This window comes from Pantoea sp. OXWO6B1, assembly GCF_001641135.1.
Classification (GTDB): Bacteria; Pseudomonadota; Gammaproteobacteria; order Enterobacterales; family Enterobacteriaceae; genus Pantoea; species Pantoea allii.
Genome location: NZ_LWLR01000001.1, coordinates 3,551,106 through 3,574,675, shown reverse-complemented (window position 1 = coordinate 3,574,675; position 23,570 = coordinate 3,551,106). Strand labels below are relative to the sequence as shown.

Genomic DNA, 23,570 nt, shown 5'->3' with positions numbered 1-23,570 from the left:
CTTACTCCAGAGATAAGGCTTGCAGCGCGGCGATCAGGCGTTCGCACTCTGTTCGGGTTCCTACAGAGATACGCAGACAGCCTGCAAGGCCGGGATTCTTGTTTTGGTCACGCAAAATAATGCCCTGATCCCACAAGGTTTTAAAGACCCGCGGCGAGTCAGTAAAGCGCACCAAAATATAGTTGGTTTCGCTGGGAAAAACCTGCTCTACGGCGCGAATCTGTGGTAACTGCTCAAACAGCCAGCGGCGATTGGCATTCAGCTCTTCCACGTGCTGGCGCATCAGGGCAACGCCTTCCTCGCTCAGGGCCTGGCCCGCGACGTCGGCGACCGGTGTGGCAAGCGGATAGGGCGCAATCACTTTCATGAGCAAATCGATGACCGGCTTATTCGCCAGGGTAAAGCCACAGCGCAGGCCAGCCAGCGCAAAAGCTTTCGATAAGGTACGCAGAATCACCAGGTGCGGATAATCCTTTAACCAGCCCGCGAGCGTCGCCTGGGGGCAAAACTCAATATAGGCTTCGTCCGCGACGACCAGCGCTTTTCCGGCGGTCATCGCCAGCAACTGACGGATATCGTCCTGATCAATCAGATTACCGGTGGGGTTATTCGGGCTGCACATGTAGACCACTTTCACACCGTCGAGTTGTTCGGCAATCGCGGGCAGGTTCAACTGCCAGTCTTTCAGCGCCGGAACGGTACGGTATTCAATGCCGATGGTTTCGGCACTGACGCTGTACATGCCATAGGTCGGTGGGCAGAAAAGAATGGCATCTTTCCCCGGCTCACAAAATGCACGCATCAGCAGTTCAATGCCTTCATCTGCACCACGGCTGACCAGCACCTGCTCTGGCGTGAGACCGGCATAGGCCGCATAACGCGTGATCACCTGTTTCGGCTGGCATTCCGGGTAGCGATTCAGGGTTTGCTGCGACAGCTCAAAGGGCACCGGCAGCGGGAACTCGTTAGCGTTCAGCCAGACATCACCATTGCCGCCCAGGCGTCGGGCCGACTGATAGGGCGTCAGTGTCCGCACGTTAGCCCGTGCCAGCTGTTCAATATCCTGACTCATGCTTGCTCCTTGAGTGCGGCAACGCGCAACGTAACGGCATTTTTATGGGCATGCAGCTGTTCAGCCGCCGCCAGGGTTTCGATGGTCGCCGCCAGGTTCAGGAAGCCCTGCGGTGTCAGTTCCTGCACGGTCATGCGTTTCTGAAAGTCGGCCAGGCCCAGGCTGGAGCAGGTCGCGGTGTAGCCATAGGTGGGCAGCACATGGTTGGTACCGGATGCATAGTCACCCGCTGATTCCGGCGACCAGTCTCCCAGAAAAACCGAACCGGCGCTGGTGATGTGTTCGACCAGGTCCCGTGGCGCGCGGGTTTGCAGAATCAGATGCTCCGGGCCATATCGGTTGGAAATGTCGAGGCACTGTTGCATATCCTGGGCCACGATCAGACGGCTGCTTTCCAGCGCCTGCCGGGCAGTCGCGGCGCGCGGCAACTGGGCCAGCTGTTCTTCAACCGCGTCGGCGACGCGCTCAGCCAGCGCCTGGGAAGGCGTCAGCAGAATCACCTGCGAATCGGGGCCGTGTTCCGCCTGTGACAGCAGGTCAGAGGCCACGAAAGCCGGCGTCGCACCTTCATCGGCAATCACCAGCACTTCCGACGGACCGGCGGGCATATCAATCGCCGCGCCATCAAGACGCTGGCTCACCTGACGTTTGGCCTCGGTCACCCAGGCATTGCCCGGGCCGAAAATTTTGTCCACCTTAGGAATGCTTTCCGTGCCAAAGGCCAGGGCGGCAATCGCCTGTGAACCACCGACCTGAAACACCTCTTCCACCCCGCAGAGCTGCGCTGCATAGAGAATTTCATCCGCAATGGGCGGAGGCGAACACAGCACGACGCGACCGCAACCGGCAATGCGTGCAGGCGTCGCCAACATCAACACGGTAGAGAACAGCGGGGCAGAACCGCCAGGAATATACAAACCGACGGATTGTACCGGGCGCGTCATTTGCTGACAGCGCACGCCGGGCTGCGTTTCCACATCCACCGGCGGTAAGATCTGCGCACGGTGAAAGGTTTCAATATTGCCAATGGCTACTGCCATCGCCTGCTTCAGTTCGTCACCAAGACGATCGCTGGCGGCCTGAATCTGCTGCGGTGTGACGCGCAGCGTTTTTACGTCGACCTTGTCAAAGCGCGCGCTGAATTCACGTAACGCCGCGTCACCCTCGTCTTTCACCCTGACCAACACATCGCGCACAATCTGACTGATGCTGTCAGATGAGGAGAGCGCGGGGCGCGCCAGCAGCGCCTGTTGCTCCTCGCGGCTGCACGCTTGCCAGTTCACGGGCGTCATGATTTTGCTCATCGCTTACTCCAGCATTTTTTCGATTGGCAACACCAGAATAGAACTGGCACCCAGCGCTTTGAGTTTTTCCATGGTTTCCCAGAACAGCGTCTCGCTGCTCACCATGTGCATTGCCACGCGGCTGACATCGCCCGCCAGCGGCAGGACAGTCGGGCGTTCGGCACCCGGCAACAGGCTGATCACGTCTTCCAGACGCTCGCTTGGCGCGTGTAACATGATGTATTTCGATTCACGCGCTTTGATCACGCCCTGAATGCGGGTCATCATTTTATCGATCAGCTCCTGCTTGGCGGCTGGCATCTCGCCGTCGCGCTGAATCAGCACGGCTTTTGAGCGATAAATGACTTCTACTTCGCGCAGGCCGTTCGCTTCCAGCGTCGCGCCGGTGGAGACCAGGTCGCAGATCGCGTCGGCCAGACCGGCACGCGGTGCCACTTCTACCGAGCCGTTTAATAAACAGGATTTAAAGTTGACGCCTTGCTTGTCGAGATACTGTTTTAACAGGTGAGGATAGGAGGTGGCGATACGGGCATTGTTCAGGCCCTGCGGGCCGCTGTACGCGTCGTCAACCGGCATGGCCAGTGACAGGCGGCAACCGCCAAAATCCAGGCGACGCAGCGTGAAATAACGCGGGTCTTCGCCCTGCGCGCGGCGGTTCAGCATCTCTTCTTCCAGCACGTTCTCGCCGATAATACCCAGATCCACTACGCCGTCCATTACCAGTCCCGGAATATCGTCATCGCGCACCCGCAGGATATCAATAGGCATATTTTCCGCAAAGGCGATCAGACGCTGTTGCTGAAGATTAATTTTGATACCACAGCGTGCCAGCAGCTCGCGTGAATCATCGCTTAATCGACCTGATTTCTGCATAGCTATGCGTAAACGGCTATTGTCTAACATCGTTCCTGTCCCCTTGATTGACCTGTCCTGAATGATTGATTTGCGTCAGCCCATAAAAAAACCCCCGGAAGACGATCTTCCGGGGGTTCTCTTGCGTTCGCACCACTGGAAGATCCTAGACGTCTTCCAGCACACATCGCCTGAAAGACTAGTCAGGGTGATGGTGGTGATGATGATTGAACTGAACGCGTGTCATAAAATTCTCGATAATGAAAAGTTATTCATTTGTGTGGAATTAACCTAACGAAGATAGTTGAAATTGGCAACTCTTTTTTAATGTTGTTATTCGCAAAGCGCCGAAACACTTTGAACTGGTTTGCAACTCAGCGGAGGCTTAAGATGAGAACATCTTGAAGTCTGCAGCAGGAGACAAAATGAAAAAGGTCGCAATAGTAGGACTGGGCTGGCTGGGCATGCCGTTAGCCACGGCGTTAACCGCCAGAGGCTGGCAGGTCACCGGCAGTAAAACCACGCCGGATGGCGTTGAGGCGGCCCGTCGCTGCGGTATCGACGCGTTTCAACTGGAACTGACGCCCGACCTTATCTGCGATGCGGAAGATCTGGACGTGCTGTTCGACGTTGACGCGCTGGTCGTCACCTTGCCCGCCAGCCGCACGGCAGAGGGCGGGGACGCTTACGTACAGGCGGTGCAAAACGTGGTAGACACGGCGCTGGCCCGTAACGTACCGCGTATTATCTTTACCAGCTCGACATCCGTCTATGGCGGCAGCTCAGGCATCAAAACCGAAAAAAGCGCCTTGCAACCGGAAACCACGGCGGGCAAAACGCTGGTGGAGCTGGAAAACTGGCTGCATGATTTACCTGGCACCAGCGTGGATATTCTGCGTCTGGCAGGGCTGGTGGGGCCAAAGCGTCATCCGGGACGTTTCCTGGCCGGTAAGCTGGCGCTGCCCAACGGTTCACATGGTGTCAATTTGGTTCACCTTGATGATGTGGTAGAGGCCATCCTGTTGCTGTTACAAACGCCTAAAGGCGGGCGCACGTTCAACCTGTGCTCTCTGAAACATCCGTCTCGTGCGCAGTTCTACCCCGGCGTCTCACGCCAGTTGGGCATGACGCCACCGACCTTTGCGCCTGAAGCCGGTGACGACAGCGGTAAGCTAATAGACGGTTCGCGGATTTGTCACGAGCTGGGTTTTGAGTACCGCTACGATGACCCGCAAAAAATGCCTCTGGAATAAGCCCGGTTTTCCCCTCGCCGGGCAATGAGTGAATGTATGAACCGGCCGTCAGACGCCGAGCCTGTCGCGCAGCGCATACCAGGCTGCGCCCATTGCCGTCAGCGGCACTTTAAACCGCCGTCCGCCAGGGAAGGGCAGATGAGGCAGTCTGGCGAAAGCGTCAAAGCGTTCCGCATCGCCACGCAGCACTTCGCTGATCAGTTTGCCGGAGAGATGGGTTGCGGTGACGCCATGACCGCTGTCGCCCTGCATAAAATAGACATTGTTTTCCAGCCGACCAAACTGCGGCATACGTGACATCGTCAGCAGAAAATTGCCGCTCCAGGCGAAATCGAGTTTCACGTTATGTAACTGCGGAAAGGTGCGCAGCATCTTAGGGCGGATTATTTTCTCTACGTCGGCGGGTTCCCGCGCGCCGTAAATCACTCCGCCGCCGTAGAGCAGGCGGTTGTCAGCGCTCAGGCGAAAATAATCCAGCAGATAATTACAGTCCTCTACCGAATAATTATTGGGTAACAGCGCCAGGGCCTGATCGCGGGACAGCGGTTCGGTGGCAATAATCTGCGAGCCGCAGGGCATACTTTTTCGGCTCAGGCGCGGCTCCAGTTCGGAAGGTAAATAGGCATTACCCGCAAAAATCAGGAACGTGGCGCTGACTTCTCCCTGAGCGGTTTTCACCCGATTAGGTGAGCCATAGTTGACGCTTAACGCGGCGGACTGCTCATAAATGCGCCCGCCGTGACGGCGAATCGCTTCGGCTTCGCCCAATGCCAGGTTGAGGGGATGCAAATGTGCCCCACGTTTATCGAGCAAACCGCCGACATAGCGTTCACTTGCCACTTCGCGCCGAATCCCACGTTCATCCAGCAGTTCAAGCTCATGATTACCATAGCGCGCCCATGCTGCTTTTTGCCTGGCCAGGTGCGCCATCTGACGGGCATTAAAAGCAGCAAAAATTCCGCCAGGCCGATAGTCGCAGGCAATCGCGTAACGATCGATGCGGTCACGGATGATATCACCGCCTTCAAACATCATGCTGCCCAGCATTTTCGCGGTATCGTTGCCGTAACGTTGCTCAATCACATCCACATCACGGCTGTAAGAGTTGACCGCCTGTCCGCCGTTACGGCCGCTGGCACCAAAGCCGACACGTGACGCTTCAAGCAGGACCACATCGTAGCCGGCCTCGGTTAAAAACAGCCCGGCGGATAATCCGGTAAACCCCGCGCCAATGATGCAAACGTCACACTGAACGCTCTCCTGTAATACCGGCCAGGGCGCATGTGGATTCCTTGTCGCAGTGTAGTAATTTTCCACATAATTCATATTAAGCTCCTTGGCTGTCGACCCGGGTTAAAAATTAGCGGGCGTATGGGCGCTGACGATGCGACAAGGCACATCGGCAGGGTTGGTAAAACTGTGTGGCAGGCCCGTATCGATGACATAACTCTCACCGGCAGAGAGGTGAAATTGCTGACCGTTTATCTCCAGTACAATCTGGCCTTCCAGCAGCGTGCCGGTTTCTTCACCCGCGTGACGTAACTTTTCCCCGGTACTGGCACCGGGTTGATACGTCTCCAGCAGCATGCCCAGGGCTCGCCGGGTGGTGCCGTTATCAATCAGCTTCAGTGAAACGCCCTGGCTGCCGATCTCCAGCAGATCCCCGGCGCGCACTACCACTTTTGGCCCATCCTGCCCCTTCGGCTCAGAGAAAAACTCCGACAGCGACAGGCCATAGACTTTTAACAGCTTTTGCAGCGTACTGACCGCCGGGCTGACCTTGTCCTGCTCAATGGTGCTGATCGCGCTGTGGGTGAGGCCAGCCAGTTCAGCAACGCGCCGTTGGGATAAGCCCATCGCCTGGCGAATCTGCGACAGGCGTCGCCCGGGAGCCTCGGTCGCATCGCTCATTGTTGCTTTTCCCGTTTGTAGAGATGCGCGGCCTGAATAAAGCCGTTAAACAGCTGAAAGGAAGGCGTCGCGGGTTTCAACTGCCATTCTGGATGCCACTGCACGGCCAGCGCGAAAGGATGTCTGGCCAGGCTTATGGCCTCAATCAGTCCGTCCGGCGATCGGGCTTCAATGCGCAGCTGAGGCCCGGCTTCACGAACGCCTTGATGATGCACCGAGTTTACGCTTAACGGCGCAGTACCCAGCAGCGCGGCCAGTAATCCGCCGGGTTCAATATTGACGTCGTGAGCGGGTGCGTACTGCTGGGGGAGCGGGGCGGCATCATCATCGTGATGGCGCTGAAACTGGGGATGCTGATTAAGGTGACGATAAAGTGCACCGCCGTTAGCCACCACCAGCTCCTGCATGCCGCGGCAAATGCCAAATAACGGCAGCTGTTTGCCCACGGCGTGCGTAATCAGGTTAAAGGCCAGACGATCCCGTCCTGCATCCGCGTCCGGTTCCTCGCCTTGTTCACCATACAGCCAGGGTTCAAGGTTGCTTGGGCTGCCGGTCAGTAAGATGCCGTCCAGTGCAGCCATAGCGTTTTCTAATAGATGCGGGGCAGCCATAAGCTGATGAGGCAGAGCGAGCGGCGCGCCACCGGCGATAACGACAGCATCAAGATATTTATTATGCACCGACTGGACGGGATGGCCCTGGTGATGAGTCTGGCACATCACTACGCCAATCAACGGCTTGTCAAAAATAATGCCCATGCTTCCCCCTCAACAGCTGTTCAAAATATTTGACGAAAAGGGCATAACTGACGGTTAAGTGTGCAATATTTTGTCAATCTAGCAACCCATCGCTGAATCTTCAAACAGATTTGTTACATTTGCACACTTTTTGTGTTAGCGCTATGTTAGAGGTGTGGCCGTTTTTTTGAGCATTACGCACTCCCATTTTGTGGTTAAAGGCGGATGAAATCATGACTAACCTGGTAGAAGTAGAAGACTTCACGTTGCACAGTGAAGAGAGACGAACCAGCGCGTTCCAGCAAGAGGTGAAAAACTGGCTGGAGCGCCACCCTGAAACGCAGTACGTTGATATTTTACTGAATGATTTAAATGGTGTTTTTCGTGGTAAGCGCATCCCGGTTTCCGCGTTAGCGAAGCTGGAGAAGGGCTGCTACTTCCCCGCTTCTGTGTTTGCCATGGATATTCTTGGCAACACCGTTGAAGACGCCGGGCTGGGACAGTCTCTCGGCGAGCCCGATAATCTTTGCCTCCCCATTCCGGATACGCTCGTTCCCTCTGCCGCCGATCCGCAACACATTGCACAACTGCTGTTAACCATGTGCAACCAAGATGGCACTCCCTTTGACGTTGAACCCCGAAATGTCCTGAACCGGCTGTGGCAACAGCTGCGTAACCGAGGGCTTTTTCCGGTGGTAGCGGTAGAGCTGGAGTTCTATCTGGTCGATAAAAAGCGCGATGCCGAAGGCTTTATTCAGCCGCCCTGTGCGCCGGGCAGCGACGAGCGCAATATGCAGAGCCAGGTCTATTCTCTGGACAACCTTGATCACTTCTCCGATGTACTACGGGATATCGACACGCTGGCCCGCCTGCAGGGGATTCCAGCCGACGGCGCGCTGGCAGAAGCCTCGCCTGGGCAGTTTGAAATCAACCTGCACCATACACGGGACGTACTGATCGCCTGCGACCACGCCATTCAGCTTAAGCGCCTGATTCGTCAGGTGGCTGAAAATCACGGCATGACGGCGACCTTCATGGCGAAGCCCTATGAGGACTATGCAGGCAGTGGCATGCACGTGCATATCAGTATGCTGGATGCGGCCGACCATAATGCCTTTGCCTGCGACGACGGCAGCGACTCACCGCTGCTGAAACGCACCCTGGCCGGCATGATTGATTTAATGCCAGCTTCCATGGCGCTACTGGCACCGAACGTGAATGCCTACCGCCGTTTTGTACCGGAAGCCTATGTGCCGTTACAGGCATCCTGGGGCCATAACAACCGCACGGTGGCGCTGCGCATCCCCTGTGGCGATATAGAAAGTCGTCGTATTGAGTATCGGGTTGCCGGGGCGGATGCGAATCCGTATCTGGTGATGTCAGCGATTTTAGCCGGGATGTTGCACGGTCTTGATACGCCGCTCTCCTTACCGCAGCCGGTAAAAGGTAACGGTCATGAGGCGGAAGGGCTGGCATTACCGATACGGCAAAGTGATGCCCTTTATGAATTTGAAAACAGCAACCCTTTACAAAAGTTACTGGGTGAGAAGTTTGCCAAAGTGTGGTTTAGCTGTAAAAATTATGAACTAATGCAGTTCGAAAGGTTAATCACTTCCACGGAAATTGATTGGATGTTAAAGAACGCCTGATTAATATTTTGCATTCTATGCGACAACGTCTTGAAATAATGCGTTGGGTTGGGGCAAAATACGCCCCCTGCAAATTCAGAACATAACCGACGCTCACCGCGCCGGTTATTTTTTTGCACGTTATCACAGAGTGAATTTTCGCTGACACAACCGAGGCCGGGCGCGTACCCGGATAGATAAACACTGAAAACACGCATTGGCGTGAGATAGAGGATGTAAAGATGGGGATGTTTAATACTCTACCGGCTCAGGCTGGTACACGTTTTCGTGACGACTACGGCGCCGCGCTTGCCGCAAACCTTACTCCCTGTCGCTTAATGCGCAGTATCCTTGTGAGTCAACCCAGTCAGGTTGCTGCGCAAGGAGGACTGAAGCATGTCGCTTAATACCTCTGCTGCACCACAACGTGCTCAACTGAAAAAAACGCTGACGTTATTGCCGGTTGTCATGATGGGCTTAGCCTACATGCAGCCGATGACCCTGTTTGATACCTTTGGGATTGTCTCGGGTCTGACCGACGGTCACGTTGCTACCGCTTATGCTTTCGCCCTGATTGCGATTCTGTTCACTGCCGTGAGTTACGGTAAGCTGGTACGCCGCTTCCCATCTGCGGGCTCCGCTTATACCTACGCTCAAAAGGCAATCAGTCCGCATGTCGGCTTTATGGTGGGCTGGTCATCGCTGCTGGACTATTTGTTCATGCCGATGATTAACATCCTGCTGGCAAAAAACTATTTTGAAACCCTGGTGCCAGGTATCCCGTCGTGGATTTTCGTGGTGCTGTTGGTCGGCTTTATGACGCTGTCCAACCTTAAGGGCATCAAAACCGTTGCCAACTTCAACAGCGTGATTGTGATCCTGCAGGTTGTGGTGATGGTCGGGATTACGGCCATGGTGATTTACGGTGTGGCGCACGGTGAAGGCGCGGGAACCGTGGTCAGCAGCAAGCCGTTCTGGTCGGAGAACGCCCATGTGGTGCCGATGATTACGGGGGCGACCATTCTGTGTTTCTCGTTCCTGGGCTTTGACGGCATCAGCTCGCTGTCGGAAGAAACCAAAGATGCAGAGCGGACCATTCCGCGTGCGATTTTCCTGACCGCGCTGATTGGTGGCCTGATGTTTATCGTGGCGTCCTACTTCCTGCAGCTGTACTTCCCGGACATCTCGCGCTTTAAAGAGCCGGACTCCTCACAGCCTGAAATCATGCTGTACGTGGCGGGTAAAGCGTTGCAGGTCGGTATCCTGGTCTTCTCTGTGGTCACGGTACTGGCTTCCGGTATGGCGGCGCACGCGGGTGTTTCACGTCTGATGTATGTGATGGGCCGTGATGGTGTCTTCCCGGAGCGTTTCTTCGGTTATATCCATCCCAAATGGCGCACGCCGTCCCTGAACGTGATTCTGGTCGGCGCCGTGGCGCTGATGGCGATTAACTTTGACCTGGTCACCGCCACCGCGCTGATTAACTTTGGTGCGCTGGTGGCCTTTACCTTCGTGAACCTGTCGGTGATCGCGCAGTACTGGGTACGTGAAAAACGTAACAAAACCCTTAACGATCACTTCCAGTATCTGGTTCTGCCGATGCTGGGCGCGCTGACCGTGGGTGCGCTGTGGGTAAACCTGGAGCAAAGCTCAATGGTGCTGGGCCTGATCTGGGCTGCCATTGGTATTATTTATCTGGCGTTTGTGACCCGCAGTTTCCGCAATCCTGTTCCGCAGTTTAGCGAAGAAGTGTAAGACCCTGGCCCTGTTCTGTTCCCGATGACGGGAGCAGAGCAGGGCAGCATCCATTCAGTTTTCCCGCGCGATCACCAATTCCCAGCTCCCCGTACTCAACGCTTCGCGTCCCGTCGCATTCAGCTGACTGTCGGTAATAATGACATCGAACGTCTCCAGCGGTAAGGCCAGCCAGGTGGCGATTTTGTCGTATTTAGAGCTGTCACTAAGCAGCACACGTTTGCTGCTGACGTCACATACCGCCTGCTTCACCGCCACTTTATCTTCATCCGGCGTAAACAATCCACGCAGTCCCCAGCTTGAGGTGGAAACAAACGCAATATCGATCGCCAACTGGCGCAGGCTGCGCGCTGCCGCATCGCCAATGCAGGAGCGATTATCGCGACATACTGTGCCGCCGGTATGAATGACCCGACAACGACTTGTCTCCATCAGCAAATTGGTCACCATAAAATCATTGGTCACCACTAACAAATCGTCCCGCTCGGCGATTTCCCGTGCCAGTGCCAGCGTGGTGGTGCCGGCATCCAGATAAATACAGCTGTTGCGCGGAATATGCTGGGCCGCCAGTCGTCCTATCGCCTTCTTCTGCTCATTGAACAGGGCCGTCTTGGTCAGATGCGAGGGCTCACTGGCCAGCCGGTTAGCGGAACGCACGCCACCCGACACCGACAGCACCGCGCCTTGCTCTTCCAGCTTTTGCACATCGCGGCGAATGGTCATATGTGACACGCCAAACCGCTCCGTGAGCTCGGCAATGCTCATGACGCCGCGCTCTGCCACCAGAGCCAGGATCTGTTGATGACGCTCAACGGGGATCATAACTACCTCGATTTATCATTTTTTCACATTGTAGAGCATCGGCTCACGTAGACACACGGAAATTTTAACGCGGTTTCCCCCGCTGAACCGGCTGTTAAAGGCAGTGAACAGTCGGGGCCGGCGCATTCCCAGTGTGAATAAATGTTTAACATCGATCCTTTTGCGTTAATTTATGTGAATTAAGGCACGTTTTTGTGCGCACTTTATTGGCACTATCAACAACAGAAATCAAAAATTCACTTAATTTAACAAGGGAGGCCACCGATGCCAGTTTCACAAGTCTGTGTCATAGGCTTAGGTTCAATGGGAATGGGCGCGGCGCAGTCGTGTATCCGGGCAGGGCTGTCAACGTGGGGCGTCGATCTGAATCCGCTGGCGCTGGAGACACTGCGTCAGGCTGGCGCGCGCGATGCGCAGACCTCAGCGCACGCGTTTGCTGAGCAGCTTGATGCCGTGCTGCTGCTGGTGGTCAACGCGAAGCAGGTTAACGCCATCCTGTTTGGCGAAGAGGGACTGGCTGCCAGGCTTCGACCCGGCACGGTGGTCATGGTCTCCTCAACCCTGTCCGCCCAGGATGCAAAGCAAATCGAACAAGGGCTGGCTGACCATCAACTGTTGATGCTGGACGCGCCGGTGTCAGGCGGTGCCGCCAAAGCCGCGACAGGCGACATGACCGTCATGGCGTCAGGCAGCGATGCGGCGTTTGCGGCGTTGCAGCCGGTGCTGGACGCGGTGGCGGCGAAGGTTTACCGCGTCGGGAGCGAAATCGGTCAGGGTTCCACGGTCAAGATCATTCATCAGCTTCTGGCTGGCGTGCATATTGCCGTCGGGGCCGAAGCGATGGCGCTGGCCGCCCGCGCCGGGATTCCCCTGGATACGATGTATGAGGTGGTCACCAATGCCGCAGGGAATTCGTGGATGTTTGAAAACCGCATGCGCCACGTTGTTGACGGCGATTACCGCCCAACCTCAGCCGTCGACATCTTTGTGAAAGACCTGAATCTGGTCGCCGATACTGCGCAAGCCCTGCATTTCCCGCTGCCGCTGGCGTCCACCGCACTCACTATGTTCACCGAAGCCAGCAATGCCGGTTTTGGGTGCGAGGATGACAGCGCGGTCATTAAAATCTTCAGCGGGATTACGCTGCCGCAGCGCCAGGAGAAAGCATGATACGTTTAGGTGTGATTGCCGATGACTTTACCGGCGCAACCGACATTGCCAGCTTTCTGGTGCAAAACGGCCTGTCCACGATTCAGTTTAACGGCATCCCTCAGGCGGACGCGCCGTCTGATGCGCAGGCCATTGTGATCAGCCTTAAGTCACGTTCCTGTCCGGCTGATCAGGCGGTGGCACTGTCGCTCAACGCGCTGCGCTGGCTGCAACAGCAAGGCTGTGAACGTTTTTATTTCAAATACTGTTCCACCTTCGACAGCACGCGCGGCGGCAATATTGGCCCGGTCACCGATGCGCTGCTGGCTGAGCTGAATGAGACGCAAACGGTAATCTGTCCGGCCCTGCCGGTGAACGGTCGCACCGTTTATCAGGGCCATCTGTTTGTCGGTGAACAGCTGCTGTCCGACTCTGGCATGCGTCATCATCCGGTTACGCCAATGAGTGACAGCAATCTGCTACGGCTGATGGAAAGTCAGAGTACGGGAACAGCCGGTCTCATTTCTGCCGCCACCGTGGATCAGGGTGCCATGGCGATAAAGCAGCAGCTGGATCAACTGCGCGAGCAGGGCGTTAACTATGTGGTGATTGATACGCTCAGTGAGCAGCATCTGTTAGCACAGGGCCAGGCGCTGCAGGACAGGCGGCTGGTTACCGGTGGCTCCGGGCTGGCGATTGGCCTGGCACGTCAGTGGTCAGGCGACAGCGGCGATAAACGTCAGGCGCAGCGTGCCGGTTATCCCCAGGGTGAGCGGGCCGTCGTGCTGTCCGGCTCCTGTTCACAGATGACTCATCGCCAGGTCACGGCCTATCAACAGCAGGCACCAGCCCAGGCGATCAGCGTCGAGCGTTGTCTCAGTGATGAACATTACGCACAGGTGCTTTGTGACTGGGTTGCAGAAAATAGCGATGGACCGCTGGCCCCGATGTTATTTGCCACCGCCGAGGCCCAACAGCTGCAGTCGATCCAACAGCAATATGGCGCGCAGCGCAGTAGTGAAGCGGTCGAGCAGCTGTTTGCGCAGGTGGCCCGGGAACTGCAATCCCGCGGCTGGCAGCGTTTTATTGTCGCGGGCGGCGAAACCTCGGGCGTGGTCGCCCAAAGCCTGGGCGTCACCGCGTTTCATATTGGCCCGGTGATCTCGCCAGGTGTTCCCTGGGTCAGAGATATACAGCAGCCGCTGTCGCTGGCGCTCAAATCCGGTAATTTTGGCGACGAGCACTTTTTCCGTCGCGCGCAAACGGAGTTTCCCCATGACTGAACAACAGGCCCGTGAAGAGATGGTCAAACTCGGTGCGTCGTTCTTCCAGCGCGGTTATGCCACCGGGTCAGCCGGCAACCTTTCCCTGCTGCTGGACGACGGCAATCTGCTGGCAACACCCACCGGCTCCTGCCTGGGAGCGCTGGATGCCAGCCGTCTGTCAACGGTCACGTTACAGGGGGAATGGCTTGCCGGGGATAAGCCCTCAAAAGAAATCGCCTTTCACCGGGCGCTCTACCTGAACAATCCGGACTGCCAGGCGGTCGTTCATCTGCACAGCCACTACCTGACCGCGCTGTCGTGCCTGCAAAATCTGGACAGCCAGAACTGCATCCGCCCGTTCACGCCCTACGTGGTGATGCGGGTGGGCGATGTGCCGGTTGTGCCTTACTACAAACCCGGCGACGTGCGACTGGCGGAAGATCTGGCACAGCTGGCACCGCGCTATCGTGCGTTTTTGCTGGCTAACCATGGCCCGGTCGTGGTGGGTAAATCTCTGCAGGAAGCCGCGGACAATACCGAAGAACTGGAAGAGACCGCGCGCCTGATCTTTACTCTGGGCGATCGGGCCATCCGCTATCTCAGCGCTGACGACGTCGCCGAACTCAGGAGCCGATAATGCCAAAGTTTGCAGCCAACCTGTCTACCCAGTTCAACGAGGTGCCGTTCCTGCAGCGCTTTGCCGCCGCCGCACAGGCCGGATTTGAGGCGGTGGAGTTTCTGTTCCCTTATGATTATTCGGCTGAGCAGCTAAAACCGCTGCTGGATGACAACGGCCTAAAGCTGGTGCTGTTCAATACGGCACCGGGCAACGTTGCGGCTGGCGAATGGGGCGTCAGCGCTATCCCTGGCCGGGAAGCGGAGGCACGGGCCGATATCGACAGCGCGCTGGCCTACGCGCTGGCGCTTGACTGCCCCCAGGTGCATATCATGGCGGCCACCGTACCGCCGGGTGCGGATCGCCAGCAGTACGTTGACACCTTTGTCAGCAATATGCGTTACGCCGCAGAACGCTTCGCACCCCATAACATCAGGCTATTAATCGAAGCGTTAAATCCCACGACGAAACCGCGCTATCTGTATGCCAGCCAGTATCAGACGCTGGAGATGGTCGACCTGATCGACCGTCCCAACGTGTTTACTCAGCTTGATCTGTTCCATGCCCAGATCGTGGACGGCAACCTCAGCCATCTGATTCGCCATTACGCGGGACGTTACCGGCACGTGCAGATTGCCGCGGCCCCCGACCGCCACGAACCGGACGAAGGGGAGATCAACTATCCCTGGCTGTTCCGCTTACTGGATGAGGTGGGATATGACGGCTGGATCGGCTGTGAGTATATCCCGCGCGGGGACACCGTTCAGGGGCTGAACTGGTTCTCGCCCTGGGCAAAAAACCGCTAAAGCATTGATAAACATCACACCGGTGTGTCAGCACCGGTGCAGTTCTGGTCGTCTTTTATACGCACCAGCATCAGGTTGAGCTGTAGCCAAAAATTCTAAAAAAGATAATTTACTCAGAGGTTTACCATGACGACTGCGTTGCTGTTAGCCATCGCGACCGCCAGCATTGTGATTCTGCTGCTGCTGGTCATTAAAGCCAAAGTGCACCCCTTTGTCGCGCTACTGATTGTCAGCCTGCTGGTGGCGATAGCGACCGGTATCCCGGCTGAAAAAATCATGGAGACGATTATCAGCGGCATGGGCGGGCTGCTGGGCCATATCACCATTATTATTGTGCTGGGTGCCATGCTCGGGGCCATTATCGAAGCCTCCGGCGGAGCGGAGTCGCTGGCCCAGCGCTTCAGTAAAACCCTGGGCCTGAAACGGACCGTTGCCGCCCTGACGATGGCGGCGTTTATTCTGGGCATCCCGGTCTTTTTTGAAGTGGGCTTTATTATCGTTATCCCGTTGATCTACGGCTTTACCAAGGTGGCTCGGGTTTCCCCCTTAAAGTTTGGCCTGCCGATGGCCGGGGTGATGTTAACGGTGCATGTGGCATTGCCCACTCATCCGGGTGCGGCGGCGGCGGCAGCGATTTTGCACACCGATATGGGCTGGCTGATGCTGCTGGGGATTCTTATCTCTGTCCCGGTTGGTATTTTAGGGTATTACGTCGCCCGGGTGATGAATCGCCGTCAGTATCATCTGTCAGTCGAGGTGCTGGAACAGTTACAGATGGCGAAGCCTGAAGGTGCCATCAAGAAAAATGAGCCGGCCCCACCGGGCGCATTGACCATCAGTGGCCTGATCGTGGTTCCCATTGTTTTAATTGTGCTGGGCACGTTGTCGCACTCACTGCTGGCGCCAGACAGCCTGCTGGGGAAAGTGATGACGGTCATTGGCACGCCGCCTGTTGCGCTGTTGATTGCATTAGGGCTGGCTGCCTGGCTACTGGGCATCCGCCGTGGCTGGAGCAAAGATAAGCTGGAAGACCTGACCGGACGGGCGATTCCGGGATCGGCCAGCGTGATTCTGGTTGCGGGCGCAGGGGGCGCTTTTGGTAAGGTGCTGGTTGAGTCCGGCGTAGGTAAAGCGCTGGCCCTGGCGCTGGAAACACTGCACCTGCCGTTAATCCCTGCCGCCTTTATTCTGTCACTGGCGCTGCGCGCCTCTCAGGGATCGGCCACCGTCGCGATTCTCACCACCAGTGGCTTACTGACGCAGGCCGTCGGCGGCATTGATGATGTGCATCGGGTGCTGGTGACGCTGGCAATTTGTTTCGGTGGGCTTGGGCTGTCTCACGTTAACGATGCGGGCTTCTGGGTGGTGACCCGCTATCTGGGCCTGTCGGTGGCAGATGGGTTAAAAACCTGGACGGTACTGACGACCCTGATGGGGCTGTGTGGTTTTGCTCTGACCTGGGCGCTGTGGTGGGTGATCTGATGCGTTGGCCGGGAAAGGCGATTAGCTTTCCCCGGCCAGTCTGAGTGTCAGGACACCAGTTCCTGCGCATAGCGATACAGCGCTTTCAACTGTGCCACTTTTTCCTGGTCGCTTTCATGCAGGCTGGCCAGGGATTCCAGCTCCATCAGGAAGGACTGCACTTTCTCCGGGTTCAGCACCTCGCGTCGATGCTGCAGCCAGCGCTGCTGCTCGGCATCATCCAGGGTGCCCGGAAAATTACGCGCCCGGTAACGAAACAGCAGCTTAGCCACGCGTGGGCTGTCAAACGTCAGGTCCAGCGCGGGCAGATTCGCCGGTGCTGTCTGGCGAATAATGTTCATGCCCGCCCGATCGGCATCGCTAAAGAAACCATCATAGAGCTGGGTGTCGACATCATCCGACGGCGTGAAGGGGTCCGCATCGGCAAAGATCGCCACCAGTTTTTCACGCACCTCAGGATGTTGTCGCAGCGTCGCCAGGTTATCCAGGCTGAACTGACGATCGATACCCAAACGCTCGGCATCTTCTGGTCGCAGGGTATTTGCCGGTGCCAGCACGGGACACTTATTGATATGTACCAGCTTAACGGGAACGGCTGCCAGATCGCCGAGATCGCTTTTGCGCGTATACAGACGCGCGCGCAGGCTGTCGGCATCCAGTTCCAGTAGCGGCGTGATGTCCCCGGCCAGATCCACCACGATGAGCGCATTACGGTTGTCGGGATGCCAGGCGAGCGGCACCACCCAACTGGTATTGCCGCGTGCCGCGCCAAACATACCGGAAACGTGCACCAGCGGTTTCATTTGGGGGATGTCGACCAGTTGAATGAGTTTGTTTTTGTTGCGATGCGTAAACAAAAACTCAAACAGTTTGGGCTGTTTCTCTTTAACCAGTTTTGCCATGGCAAGTGTGGCGTACACATCTGACATCGCATCATGGGCGTTTTCATGGGCCACGCCGTTGGCTTTGGTCAGGTGCTCCAGCCGGAAGCTGGGAAAGCCGTCTTCATTTTCTGGCCAGTTAATGCCTTCGGGCCGCAGCGCATAGCAGGCGCGCATCACGTCCAGTAAATCCCAACGGGAGTTACCGTTCTGCCAGCTCCAGCCATAGGGATCGTAGAAGTTGCGGTAAAAAATATTCCGCGTCACCTCATCGTCAAAACGTACGTTGTTGTAGCCCACCACGCAGGTTTGCTCTGTGGTGAACAGGGCATGAATGCGGGCGGCAAATTCAGCCTCGCTCACGCCTCGTGAGGCGGCAATTTGCGGCGTAATGCCGGTGATCATCACCGCTTCGGGCTGGGGCAGGTAATCATCCGGAGGACGGCAATAGAACACCTCTGGCTCGCCAATCGGATTGAAGTTGCTGTCGGTACGTAAACCGGCAAACTGCGCCGGACGATCCAGGGATGGACTGGTGCCGAAGGTTTCGTAATCGTGGAACAAGAAAGTTAATTCAGAGGCGGGCACGTCGCTGTCCTGTCTGCAAAAAATCAATGTTCAGGATAGTCTTCTGCGCGCTTCAGCACAACCGTGCAGGGCAATGCTGCGTAACGGCGCGCAGCAGTTCATATTTTTTTTCAATTTATTTAAACCTTATTAAGGCTTTTGCCGTAAAACGTCCGGCTGTTCCCGTCTGTTTTATTTGCGCAACTAAGGATGAAGTGTTGAAAAGGCGTCTGTTAATTACCGTAACTGTTTTTTGGGCTTCGCTGGCACAGGCCGACGATATGCCGTTTCCCGTGACGCCACCGGCGATTGATGCCGCGTCATGGGTGCTGATGGATGCCACCACGGGGCAGGTTCTTACCGCGGGCAATCCCGACGAGCGCCGCAATCCTGCCAGTCTGACCAAACTGATGACCGGTTATGTGGTCGATCGCGCGATCGATCAAAAGAAAATTACCCGCGACGATATGGTCACCGTGGGTAAAGATGCCTGGGCTGCGGGCAATCCGGTCTTCAAAGGTTCCTCGCTGATGTTTCTTAAGCCAGGCGATAAACTGACTGTGCGCGACCTGAGCCGTGGCGTCATCATCGACTCAGGCAATGACGCCTGCGTGGCGCTGGCCGATTACGTCGCCGGGAGCCAGGACAATTTTGTTAAGCTGATGAATCACTACGTTGAGAAACTGGGCCTGGCAAATACCCATTTCGAAACCGTCCACGGTCTGGATGCACCAGGACAATTCTCCAGCGCGCGGGACATGGCAAAACTGTCCCGCGCCATTATCAGCGGCGAGCCAGATTTCTATGCCATGTACCGTGAGAAAACCCTGTCCTGGAATGGCATCACCCAGAACAACCGTAATGGCCTGCTGTGGGATAACAACCTGCATGTCGATGGTCTGAAAACGGGCCATACCGAAACGGCCGGGTTCAACATTGTGGCTTCAAATGTCGTCGGTCAGCACCGTCTGATTGCCGTGATCATGGGCGGTAAAAGTGCCAAAGGGCGCGAAGAGCAGGCCCGCAAGCTGCTGGTCTGGGGACAGAATACCTTCGACACGGTGCAACTGTTCCATGCCGGTAAGAAAATTGGCAGCGAGCATGTCTGGTATGGTAATCCGCACCAGGTGGAAGTGGGCACGGCAGAGGACGTCTATCTGTCGCTACCGCGCAGTGAAATCCCGAACGTCAAAGCCAAATACGTCATTCAACGTACCGATCTGGAAGCGCCGCTGAAAGCCAATGAAAACATTGGGGAAATCCAGGTGATGGACAAAGATAAGCAGATTGCCAGTTATCCACTGGTGGCGCTCAGCGCTGTAAACGAAGCGGGCATAGTTAGCCGCCTCTCTGACTATCTGAAACGTAAGTTTTAATCTTACGCTACGCGCACCTGCCTGTCGGGCAGGTGCCGGGCGATCGCCTGCCTCAGGACCGCCTGGCCAACTGAGCGGTTAATTTTGCTGATTTACGGTCACGGGTCGGAGATAATGGCCCATTGCTTCAGGCATTCACTAAAATATTGACGGCGCGCCAGGACTGACAGGGCGCATCGCGTAGAATCACCTTTTTACCAGCGGACAGCCACCTTGCGCTCTGATAAGCCCATCTCAAATCTGGAATTCTGGTTGTATCGTCATTACCGCAGCGTGCACGGTCTGCGCATCGCGGTCGCGTTTCTCTTTGCTTTTTTATTTGTCCGCATCACTGAAATCCCCGAAGGCACCTGGCCGCTGATTACGCTGGTGGTCGTCATGGGGCCGATCTCGACGTGGGGCAATGTGTTTCCCCGCGCCATTCAGCGCATTGGTGGCACGATTGCCGGTTCCATTTCGGGATTAATCGCGCTCAAGCTGGAGATCATTTCGCTGCCGGGCATGCTGGCATGGTGCGGGCTGATTATGTTTATCAGCGGCTATCTGACCCTGGGAAAACATCCCTATATGGCGTTGTTGATTGGCATCACGCTCTGTGTAGTGGTAGGCGCGCCGGTGGGGGATTTCACCGTTGCCATGTGGCGCGGTGGCGATGTGATTTTAGGCTCGCTGCTGGCGCTGATATTTACCGCCGTCTGGGCGCAACGCGCGTATATTCACTGGCGTATCCAACTTTCGGATACGCTGGGCGAGATGGCAAAAATCTATCATGCGGGGTTTTCGGCCAACCTGGTGGACAAGCCGCGACTGAACAAGCCGTTTGGTAAACTGCTCACCAGCGTGATCAAAATGCGGGCTTTACTGGAGCCGTCCAGTAAGGAAACGCGCATTCCCCGTTCGGTGTTTGAAGCGATTCAGACCATTAACCGTAATATGGTGTACACCATTGAGATGCAAATTAATGCCTGGTGGGCATCGCGGGAAAGCCATCTGATTATGCTGAACGCGCCGGCGCTGCGTCGTACCCAGCAGATGACGGAAAACGCGTTACGCACCTTATCGGTGATGGCGGTGAAGGGGGAAACCTATGACATTATTGCTGCCAACCATGAGTTAACAGAAATCGTCAAAGAACTTAAGCAGTTGATCGCCGACGGCAGCGACCGTCTGGAGGAAACGCCGATTTACGGCTATGTCTGGCTGAGTCTGGAGCTGGCGAAGCAACTGGAGCGCATGACCGATTTGATGCGTCTGGCGCTGCGTAAATAATCACCTCAGACAATGACTTAATGCGAAACCCGGTTTTTTTGCGCTAAGATAAGAGCCAGTCCGAATTTAGCTGTGAGAATTGCCCATAAGGCTGGCTAGCCGCTAAGCTGATCGTTTTGACTCTCTCCCTGCTTTAGCAGGCTTAAAGAAAGGTGCCATCATGGAAAATGCCAAGCAATCATTTCAGGACGTACTTGAGTTTGTGCGTACGTTTCGCCGCAAGAACAAACTGCAGCGTGAAATTGTCGATAATGAGAAGAAAATTCGTGACAACCAAAAGCGCGTACTGCTGCTGGATAACCTGAGCGAATACATTAAACCCGGCATGAGCGTTGAGGCGATTCAGGAAATCATCGCCAGCATGCGTGCTGACTATGAAGATCGCGTTGATGAATACATCATCAAAAATGCTGACCTGTCTAAAGAGCGCCGTGAGCTGTCTAAAAAGCTCAAGACGCTGGGCGTGGGTGAGACAAAAGCGCCGTAATGGCGCGCCGCTAGCGCAGAACGTCCGTTACCGATATCACCGGCCCGCTGCAACCCTCAAGGTTGGGCGGGCTTTTTTGCGCCCGCATGGCGGGCTAAAACGCTTAACCCGAGAGCTTACGCGCAATCTGCTGCAGCTGACGGGCCAGATCGGATAAGTCCAGGTCCTGGCTGGCGGGTACGGCGGTGGTTTCCCGTATCACCAGAACCGGCTCCAGTATGCGGGACGTCACCGCCTCACCGCGCAGTTCGGCCAGCACCCGATCAACGCTGTGGGTGCCAAGTTGTTGAAGGTCCTGACGAACGGTGGTGAGCGGGGGCTGATACCAGGCACTTTCCGCCGTGTCATCGTACCCCACAATGGAAATATCGGCCGGGATCGCCACGCCGTGCTGATGCAGCGCCCGCATTGCGCCCAACGCCATCTCGTCATTCGCCACTAACAGCGCCTGGGGCAGGGCATCGGGTAGCTGCGTCAGCATGGCCTGATAGCCCGATTTTGCGCTCCAGTCGCCGCGCAGTACGCAGCAGGGGGAGAGCTGATGATCGGCCAGTACCTGACGCCAGACGGCTTCGCGCTGACGCGCCGATATCGAGCGCACAGGGCCATTGAGCAGGCCGATTTGCCGGTGTCCAAGGGCAATCAGATGCGCCACGGCGGCTCGTGCCCCTTGTTCGTTTGAATACTGGCAGTGAGAGACAACAGCATGCGGATCGGCATCCAGAAACAGTACGGGTTTTTTGCCACACATCGCGCGGATTTTTTCTGCCTCAGCCGCTTCTAAAGGGATATTAATCAGCACCGCATCAACACGTTGGGCCATCAGTTCATTCACCGTGGCTTCGGGGTTGTCTTCACTGTCCATGGCGATAACCAGGTGGTATCCGGCTCTGGCGGCGCGCTGCTGTATGGCCGAGGCAATTTGCGCCGGTGCCATCAGGGCCAGATTGCTGGTGGCCAGCCCCAGGGTGCGGGTGGCTTTTCCCGCCAGCTGCTGCGCGACCCGGTTGGGAACATAGTTAAGTTGTTGCATCGCCGCTTCAACTTTTTCTCGGGTGCGGGGGGAGACCTGCTCAGACCGGTTAAGTACACGAGAAACAGTTTGATAGGAAACGCCAGCCAGTTGGGCAACATCATCAAGGGTCACAGAGCGGGACGTCATTATTCCTCCATAAGATGAGGCAGCGAGTGTAACAAAATTCCGTTACCCGCGCGTCCTGCAACGGCGCGGCTGCTTTCTCATCACTTCCGTGTTTAACGGTTCTGTTGATAGATTTGCAGGTTAACGTTCACCGCATTCAACAGCGGCACCGTAAGACTATGACGGTTGGCGCGCAACAGCAGGTCGCCAATGATGGTCTCTGCTTCAATCGCGAAACCCTGGGTCAAATCACGATACATTGAAGACGTCATCGGCGTGGCCGGATTGTTCAGCCACTGATAAATTTTGGCGGTAACGGCAGGGCGGGGGTGATAACCCTCGGCGCAAATAACCTGAAGCACCTCAGCGTAAATGCCCTGAAGCAGCATCTCGCCGCCTTCAGCGTTCAGCACCTGTTGCGTGTTACCTCGCGCCAGGCAGCAGACCGCGCCTAACGTGCTTAACAGCAGCCATTTTTCCCACAGTTCACTGATAATATCCTCGGTAAAAAACGTCTCTACCGCACAGGTGCGTAGCGCCGCATCCAGTTGCTGAAGCCGTGCGTCGTTATGGCCATCCAGCGCACCGTAATAGAGCTGATGCAGTGGCGTGAGCTGCACCACATGGCCCTGTTCGTTAAGCGTGGCGTTAATTTTGCACAGGCCGCCCACCACCTTGTCTGCGCCAAAATGGGCAATCAGGGTATCGAAATGCCGCATACCGTTGAGAATCGGCATAATCAGGGTTTCTGGCCCGACCGCGTTATTCATATCGCGCAACGCCTGCTCAAGGCCGGTACTTTTAACGGTCAGAATGATCAGGTCAAAGGGGCTGTTCAGCGCAGGAGCAGTGACTAACTGCGGTTGCAGGACTTCGCGTCCGGATGGGGTTTGCAGCACCAGGCCGGTTTCTTGTAATTGACTGAGACGGCGCTCACGCACAAGAAAGGTCACATCCTGCCCGGCCTGTACCAGCCGTGCGCCAAAATATCCGCCGGTCGCTCCGGCACCCACCATTAAAATGCGCATCCGATATCCTTGTATGAAAAGCGTCTGCCCTAACACAGCGCCGCAATTTCTGTTATGCGTCAAAACCCAACGCGCTCGCAAGTAATATTACAACCTGAACGCCAACAGGATAGGGACTGGCAGGCTAACCTTATGTCAAAATTCTTGAACGTAGCGCTTAAGGATATTC

22 protein-coding genes and 1 other annotated feature are annotated in these 23,570 nt (G+C 56.2%); of the genes, 11 read left to right on the top strand and 11 right to left on the bottom strand.

All coding sequences use genetic code 11. The features are described from left to right. Position 1: 1 nt before the first annotated feature. From hisC to hisL, 4 genes are all read right to left on the bottom strand, one after another. Positions 2–1,072 (bottom strand): histidinol-phosphate transaminase, encoded by a 1,071-nt coding sequence (gene hisC, locus A6A26_RS18820; RefSeq protein ID WP_063880144.1) that lies wholly within the window; start codon positions 1,070–1,072, stop codon positions 2–4. After that, the gene (hisD, locus tag A6A26_RS18815; RefSeq protein WP_063880143.1) at positions 1,069–2,376 is read right to left on the bottom strand and encodes a histidinol dehydrogenase; all 1,308 of its coding nucleotides are present in this window, start codon (positions 2,374–2,376) and stop codon (positions 1,069–1,071) included. The genes hisC and hisD overlap by 4 nt, the downstream gene beginning before the upstream one ends. A gap of 3 nt (positions 2,377–2,379) precedes the next feature. Continuing rightward, the gene (gene hisG / locus A6A26_RS18810; RefSeq protein ID WP_063880142.1) at positions 2,380–3,279 is read right to left on the bottom strand and encodes an ATP phosphoribosyltransferase; all 900 of its coding nucleotides are present in this window, start codon (positions 3,277–3,279) and stop codon (positions 2,380–2,382) included. A 52-nt stretch (positions 3,280–3,331) separates the two neighbouring features. Continuing rightward, positions 3,332–3,452 (bottom strand) — a sequence feature (His leader region). Beyond that, the gene (gene hisL, locus A6A26_RS25600; RefSeq protein WP_100396937.1) at positions 3,428–3,475 is read right to left on the bottom strand and encodes a his operon leader peptide; all 48 of its coding nucleotides are present in this window, start codon (positions 3,473–3,475) and stop codon (positions 3,428–3,430) included. It overlaps the preceding feature by 25 nt. Positions 3,476–3,653: 178 nt before the next feature. On the opposite strand from hisL, the gene A6A26_RS18805 reads away from it, so the two are divergent. Beyond that, positions 3,654–4,481, top strand: coding sequence for an SDR family oxidoreductase (locus A6A26_RS18805; protein ID WP_063880141.1), 828 nt, complete (start codon positions 3,654–3,656; stop codon positions 4,479–4,481). Between the two features lie 48 nt (positions 4,482–4,529). Here the strand turns inward: A6A26_RS18805 and A6A26_RS18800 are convergent, their stop codons facing one another. From A6A26_RS18800 to puuD, 3 genes are read right to left on the bottom strand one after another with little or no spacing between them, the layout of a single operon-like run. Beyond that, positions 4,530–5,807 carry an NAD(P)/FAD-dependent oxidoreductase gene (locus A6A26_RS18800; protein WP_063880140.1) on the bottom strand — a complete coding sequence of 426 codons (1,278 nt, stop codon included), beginning with the start codon at positions 5,805–5,807 and terminating at the stop codon, positions 4,530–4,532. A gap of 27 nt (positions 5,808–5,834) precedes the next feature. Continuing rightward, positions 5,835–6,392, bottom strand: a complete 558-nt coding sequence (gene puuR / locus A6A26_RS18795; RefSeq protein ID WP_063880139.1) for an HTH-type transcriptional regulator PuuR — start codon at positions 6,390–6,392, stop codon at positions 5,835–5,837. Continuing rightward, positions 6,389–7,150 carry a gamma-glutamyl-gamma-aminobutyrate hydrolase gene (puuD, locus tag A6A26_RS18790; RefSeq protein ID WP_063880138.1) on the bottom strand — a complete coding sequence of 254 codons (762 nt, stop codon included), beginning with the start codon at positions 7,148–7,150 and terminating at the stop codon, positions 6,389–6,391. The genes puuR and puuD overlap by 4 nt, the downstream gene beginning before the upstream one ends. Positions 7,151–7,362: 212 nt before the next feature. On the opposite strand from puuD, the gene A6A26_RS18785 reads away from it, so the two are divergent. Together A6A26_RS18785 and A6A26_RS18780 are read left to right on the top strand one after the other, a co-directional pair. Continuing rightward, positions 7,363–8,778: a glutamine synthetase family protein gene (locus tag A6A26_RS18785; protein ID WP_063880137.1), complete on the top strand. Its 1,416-nt coding sequence runs from the start codon at positions 7,363–7,365 to the stop codon at positions 8,776–8,778. Between the two features lie 375 nt (positions 8,779–9,153). After that, positions 9,154–10,512, top strand: a complete 1,359-nt coding sequence (locus tag A6A26_RS18780) for an APC family permease (protein ID WP_063880136.1) — start codon at positions 9,154–9,156, stop codon at positions 10,510–10,512. A 54-nt stretch (positions 10,513–10,566) separates the two neighbouring features. Here the strand turns inward: A6A26_RS18780 and ygbI are convergent, their stop codons facing one another. Then, positions 10,567–11,334, bottom strand: a complete 768-nt coding sequence (gene ygbI / locus A6A26_RS18775; protein WP_063880135.1) for a DNA-binding transcriptional repressor YgbI — start codon at positions 11,332–11,334, stop codon at positions 10,567–10,569. Between the two features lie 264 nt (positions 11,335–11,598). On the opposite strand from ygbI, the gene ltnD reads away from it, so the two are divergent. From ltnD to A6A26_RS18750, 5 genes are all read left to right on the top strand, one after another. Continuing rightward, entirely contained in the window at positions 11,599–12,504 is a 906-nt protein-coding gene (ltnD, locus tag A6A26_RS18770; RefSeq protein WP_063880134.1) for an L-threonate dehydrogenase, read from the top strand. Next, positions 12,504–13,766 carry a 3-oxo-tetronate kinase gene (gene otnK / locus A6A26_RS18765; protein WP_063881211.1) on the top strand — a complete coding sequence of 421 codons (1,263 nt, stop codon included), beginning with the start codon at positions 12,504–12,506 and terminating at the stop codon, positions 13,764–13,766. Before ltnD ends, otnK begins: the two co-directional genes overlap by 1 nt. Continuing rightward, positions 13,759–14,385 carry a 3-oxo-tetronate 4-phosphate decarboxylase gene (locus A6A26_RS18760; RefSeq protein WP_063880133.1) on the top strand — a complete coding sequence of 209 codons (627 nt, stop codon included), beginning with the start codon at positions 13,759–13,761 and terminating at the stop codon, positions 14,383–14,385. The genes otnK and A6A26_RS18760 overlap by 8 nt, the downstream gene beginning before the upstream one ends. Next, complete coding sequence (locus A6A26_RS18755; RefSeq protein WP_063880132.1) at positions 14,385–15,170, top strand: HPr family phosphocarrier protein; 786 nt, start codon at positions 14,385–14,387, stop codon at positions 15,168–15,170. Before A6A26_RS18760 ends, A6A26_RS18755 begins: the two co-directional genes overlap by 1 nt. A 126-nt stretch (positions 15,171–15,296) precedes the next feature. After that, a complete protein-coding gene (locus A6A26_RS18750) occupies positions 15,297–16,652 on the top strand; it encodes a GntP family transporter (RefSeq protein ID WP_063880131.1) in 1,356 nt (451 codons plus the stop codon). A gap of 47 nt (positions 16,653–16,699) precedes the next feature. Here A6A26_RS18750 and sbcB read toward each other — a convergent pair whose 3' ends face one another. Next, positions 16,700–18,121, bottom strand: coding sequence for an exodeoxyribonuclease I (sbcB, locus tag A6A26_RS18745; protein ID WP_063880130.1), 1,422 nt, complete (start codon positions 18,119–18,121; stop codon positions 16,700–16,702). A 197-nt stretch (positions 18,122–18,318) separates the two neighbouring features. Here sbcB and dacD point away from each other — a divergent pair, with 197 nt between their 5' ends. The 3 genes from dacD (at position 18,319) to tmaR (ending at position 21,232) form a co-directional block, all read left to right on the top strand. Next, entirely contained in the window at positions 18,319–19,476 is a 1,158-nt protein-coding gene (gene dacD, locus A6A26_RS18740) for a serine-type D-Ala-D-Ala carboxypeptidase DacD (RefSeq protein ID WP_172823904.1), read from the top strand. 213 nt (positions 19,477–19,689) lie between these two features. Beyond that, entirely contained in the window at positions 19,690–20,745 is a 1,056-nt protein-coding gene (locus tag A6A26_RS18735; RefSeq protein WP_063880129.1) for an FUSC family protein, read from the top strand. A gap of 160 nt (positions 20,746–20,905) precedes the next feature. Beyond that, positions 20,906–21,232, top strand: coding sequence for a PTS system regulator TmaR (tmaR, locus tag A6A26_RS18730; RefSeq protein WP_063880128.1), 327 nt, complete (start codon positions 20,906–20,908; stop codon positions 21,230–21,232). Positions 21,233–21,335: 103 nt separating this feature from the next. On the opposite strand, the gene A6A26_RS18725 is transcribed toward tmaR, so the two are convergent. Together A6A26_RS18725 and A6A26_RS18720 are read right to left on the bottom strand one after the other, a co-directional pair. Then, a complete protein-coding gene (locus tag A6A26_RS18725) occupies positions 21,336–22,394 on the bottom strand; it encodes a LacI family DNA-binding transcriptional regulator (protein WP_063880127.1) in 1,059 nt (352 codons plus the stop codon). A gap of 92 nt (positions 22,395–22,486) precedes the next feature. Then, a complete protein-coding gene (locus A6A26_RS18720; RefSeq protein WP_063880126.1) occupies positions 22,487–23,401 on the bottom strand; it encodes a ketopantoate reductase family protein in 915 nt (304 codons plus the stop codon). Positions 23,402–23,570: the final 169 nt, after the last annotated feature.

Excerpts from the sequence above, each read along its gene's own strand:
- A6A26_RS18755 (WP_063880132.1), top strand. The coding sequence starts at position 14,385 with ATGCCAAAGTTTGCAGCCAACCTGTCTACCCAGTTCAACGAGGTGCCG.
- A6A26_RS18720 (WP_063880126.1), bottom strand. The coding sequence starts at position 23,401 with ATGCGCATTTTAATGGTGGGTGCCGGAGCGACCGGCGGATATTTTGGC.
- A6A26_RS18725 (WP_063880127.1), bottom strand. The coding sequence starts at position 22,394 with ATGACGTCCCGCTCTGTGACCCTTGATGATGTTGCCCAACTGGCTGGC.
- hisD (WP_063880143.1), bottom strand. The coding sequence starts at position 2,376 with ATGAGCAAAATCATGACGCCCGTGAACTGGCAAGCGTGCAGCCGCGAG.
- A6A26_RS18800 (WP_063880140.1), bottom strand. The coding sequence starts at position 5,807 with ATGAATTATGTGGAAAATTACTACACTGCGACAAGGAATCCACATGCG.
- A6A26_RS18750 (WP_063880131.1), top strand. The coding sequence starts at position 15,297 with ATGACGACTGCGTTGCTGTTAGCCATCGCGACCGCCAGCATTGTGATT.
- hisC (WP_063880144.1), bottom strand. The coding sequence starts at position 1,072 with ATGAGTCAGGATATTGAACAGCTGGCACGGGCTAACGTGCGGACACTG.
- puuR (WP_063880139.1), bottom strand. The coding sequence starts at position 6,392 with ATGAGCGATGCGACCGAGGCTCCCGGGCGACGCCTGTCGCAGATTCGC.
- hisG (WP_063880142.1), bottom strand. The coding sequence starts at position 3,279 with ATGTTAGACAATAGCCGTTTACGCATAGCTATGCAGAAATCAGGTCGA.
- A6A26_RS18780 (WP_063880136.1), top strand. The coding sequence starts at position 9,154 with ATGTCGCTTAATACCTCTGCTGCACCACAACGTGCTCAACTGAAAAAA.
- A6A26_RS18785 (WP_063880137.1), top strand. The coding sequence starts at position 7,363 with ATGACTAACCTGGTAGAAGTAGAAGACTTCACGTTGCACAGTGAAGAG.
- tmaR (WP_063880128.1), top strand. The coding sequence starts at position 20,906 with ATGGAAAATGCCAAGCAATCATTTCAGGACGTACTTGAGTTTGTGCGT.
- ltnD (WP_063880134.1), top strand. The coding sequence starts at position 11,599 with ATGCCAGTTTCACAAGTCTGTGTCATAGGCTTAGGTTCAATGGGAATG.
- A6A26_RS18760 (WP_063880133.1), top strand. The coding sequence starts at position 13,759 with ATGACTGAACAACAGGCCCGTGAAGAGATGGTCAAACTCGGTGCGTCG.
- ygbI (WP_063880135.1), bottom strand. The coding sequence starts at position 11,334 with ATGATCCCCGTTGAGCGTCATCAACAGATCCTGGCTCTGGTGGCAGAG.
- puuD (WP_063880138.1), bottom strand. The coding sequence starts at position 7,150 with ATGGGCATTATTTTTGACAAGCCGTTGATTGGCGTAGTGATGTGCCAG.
- A6A26_RS18805 (WP_063880141.1), top strand. The coding sequence starts at position 3,654 with ATGAAAAAGGTCGCAATAGTAGGACTGGGCTGGCTGGGCATGCCGTTA.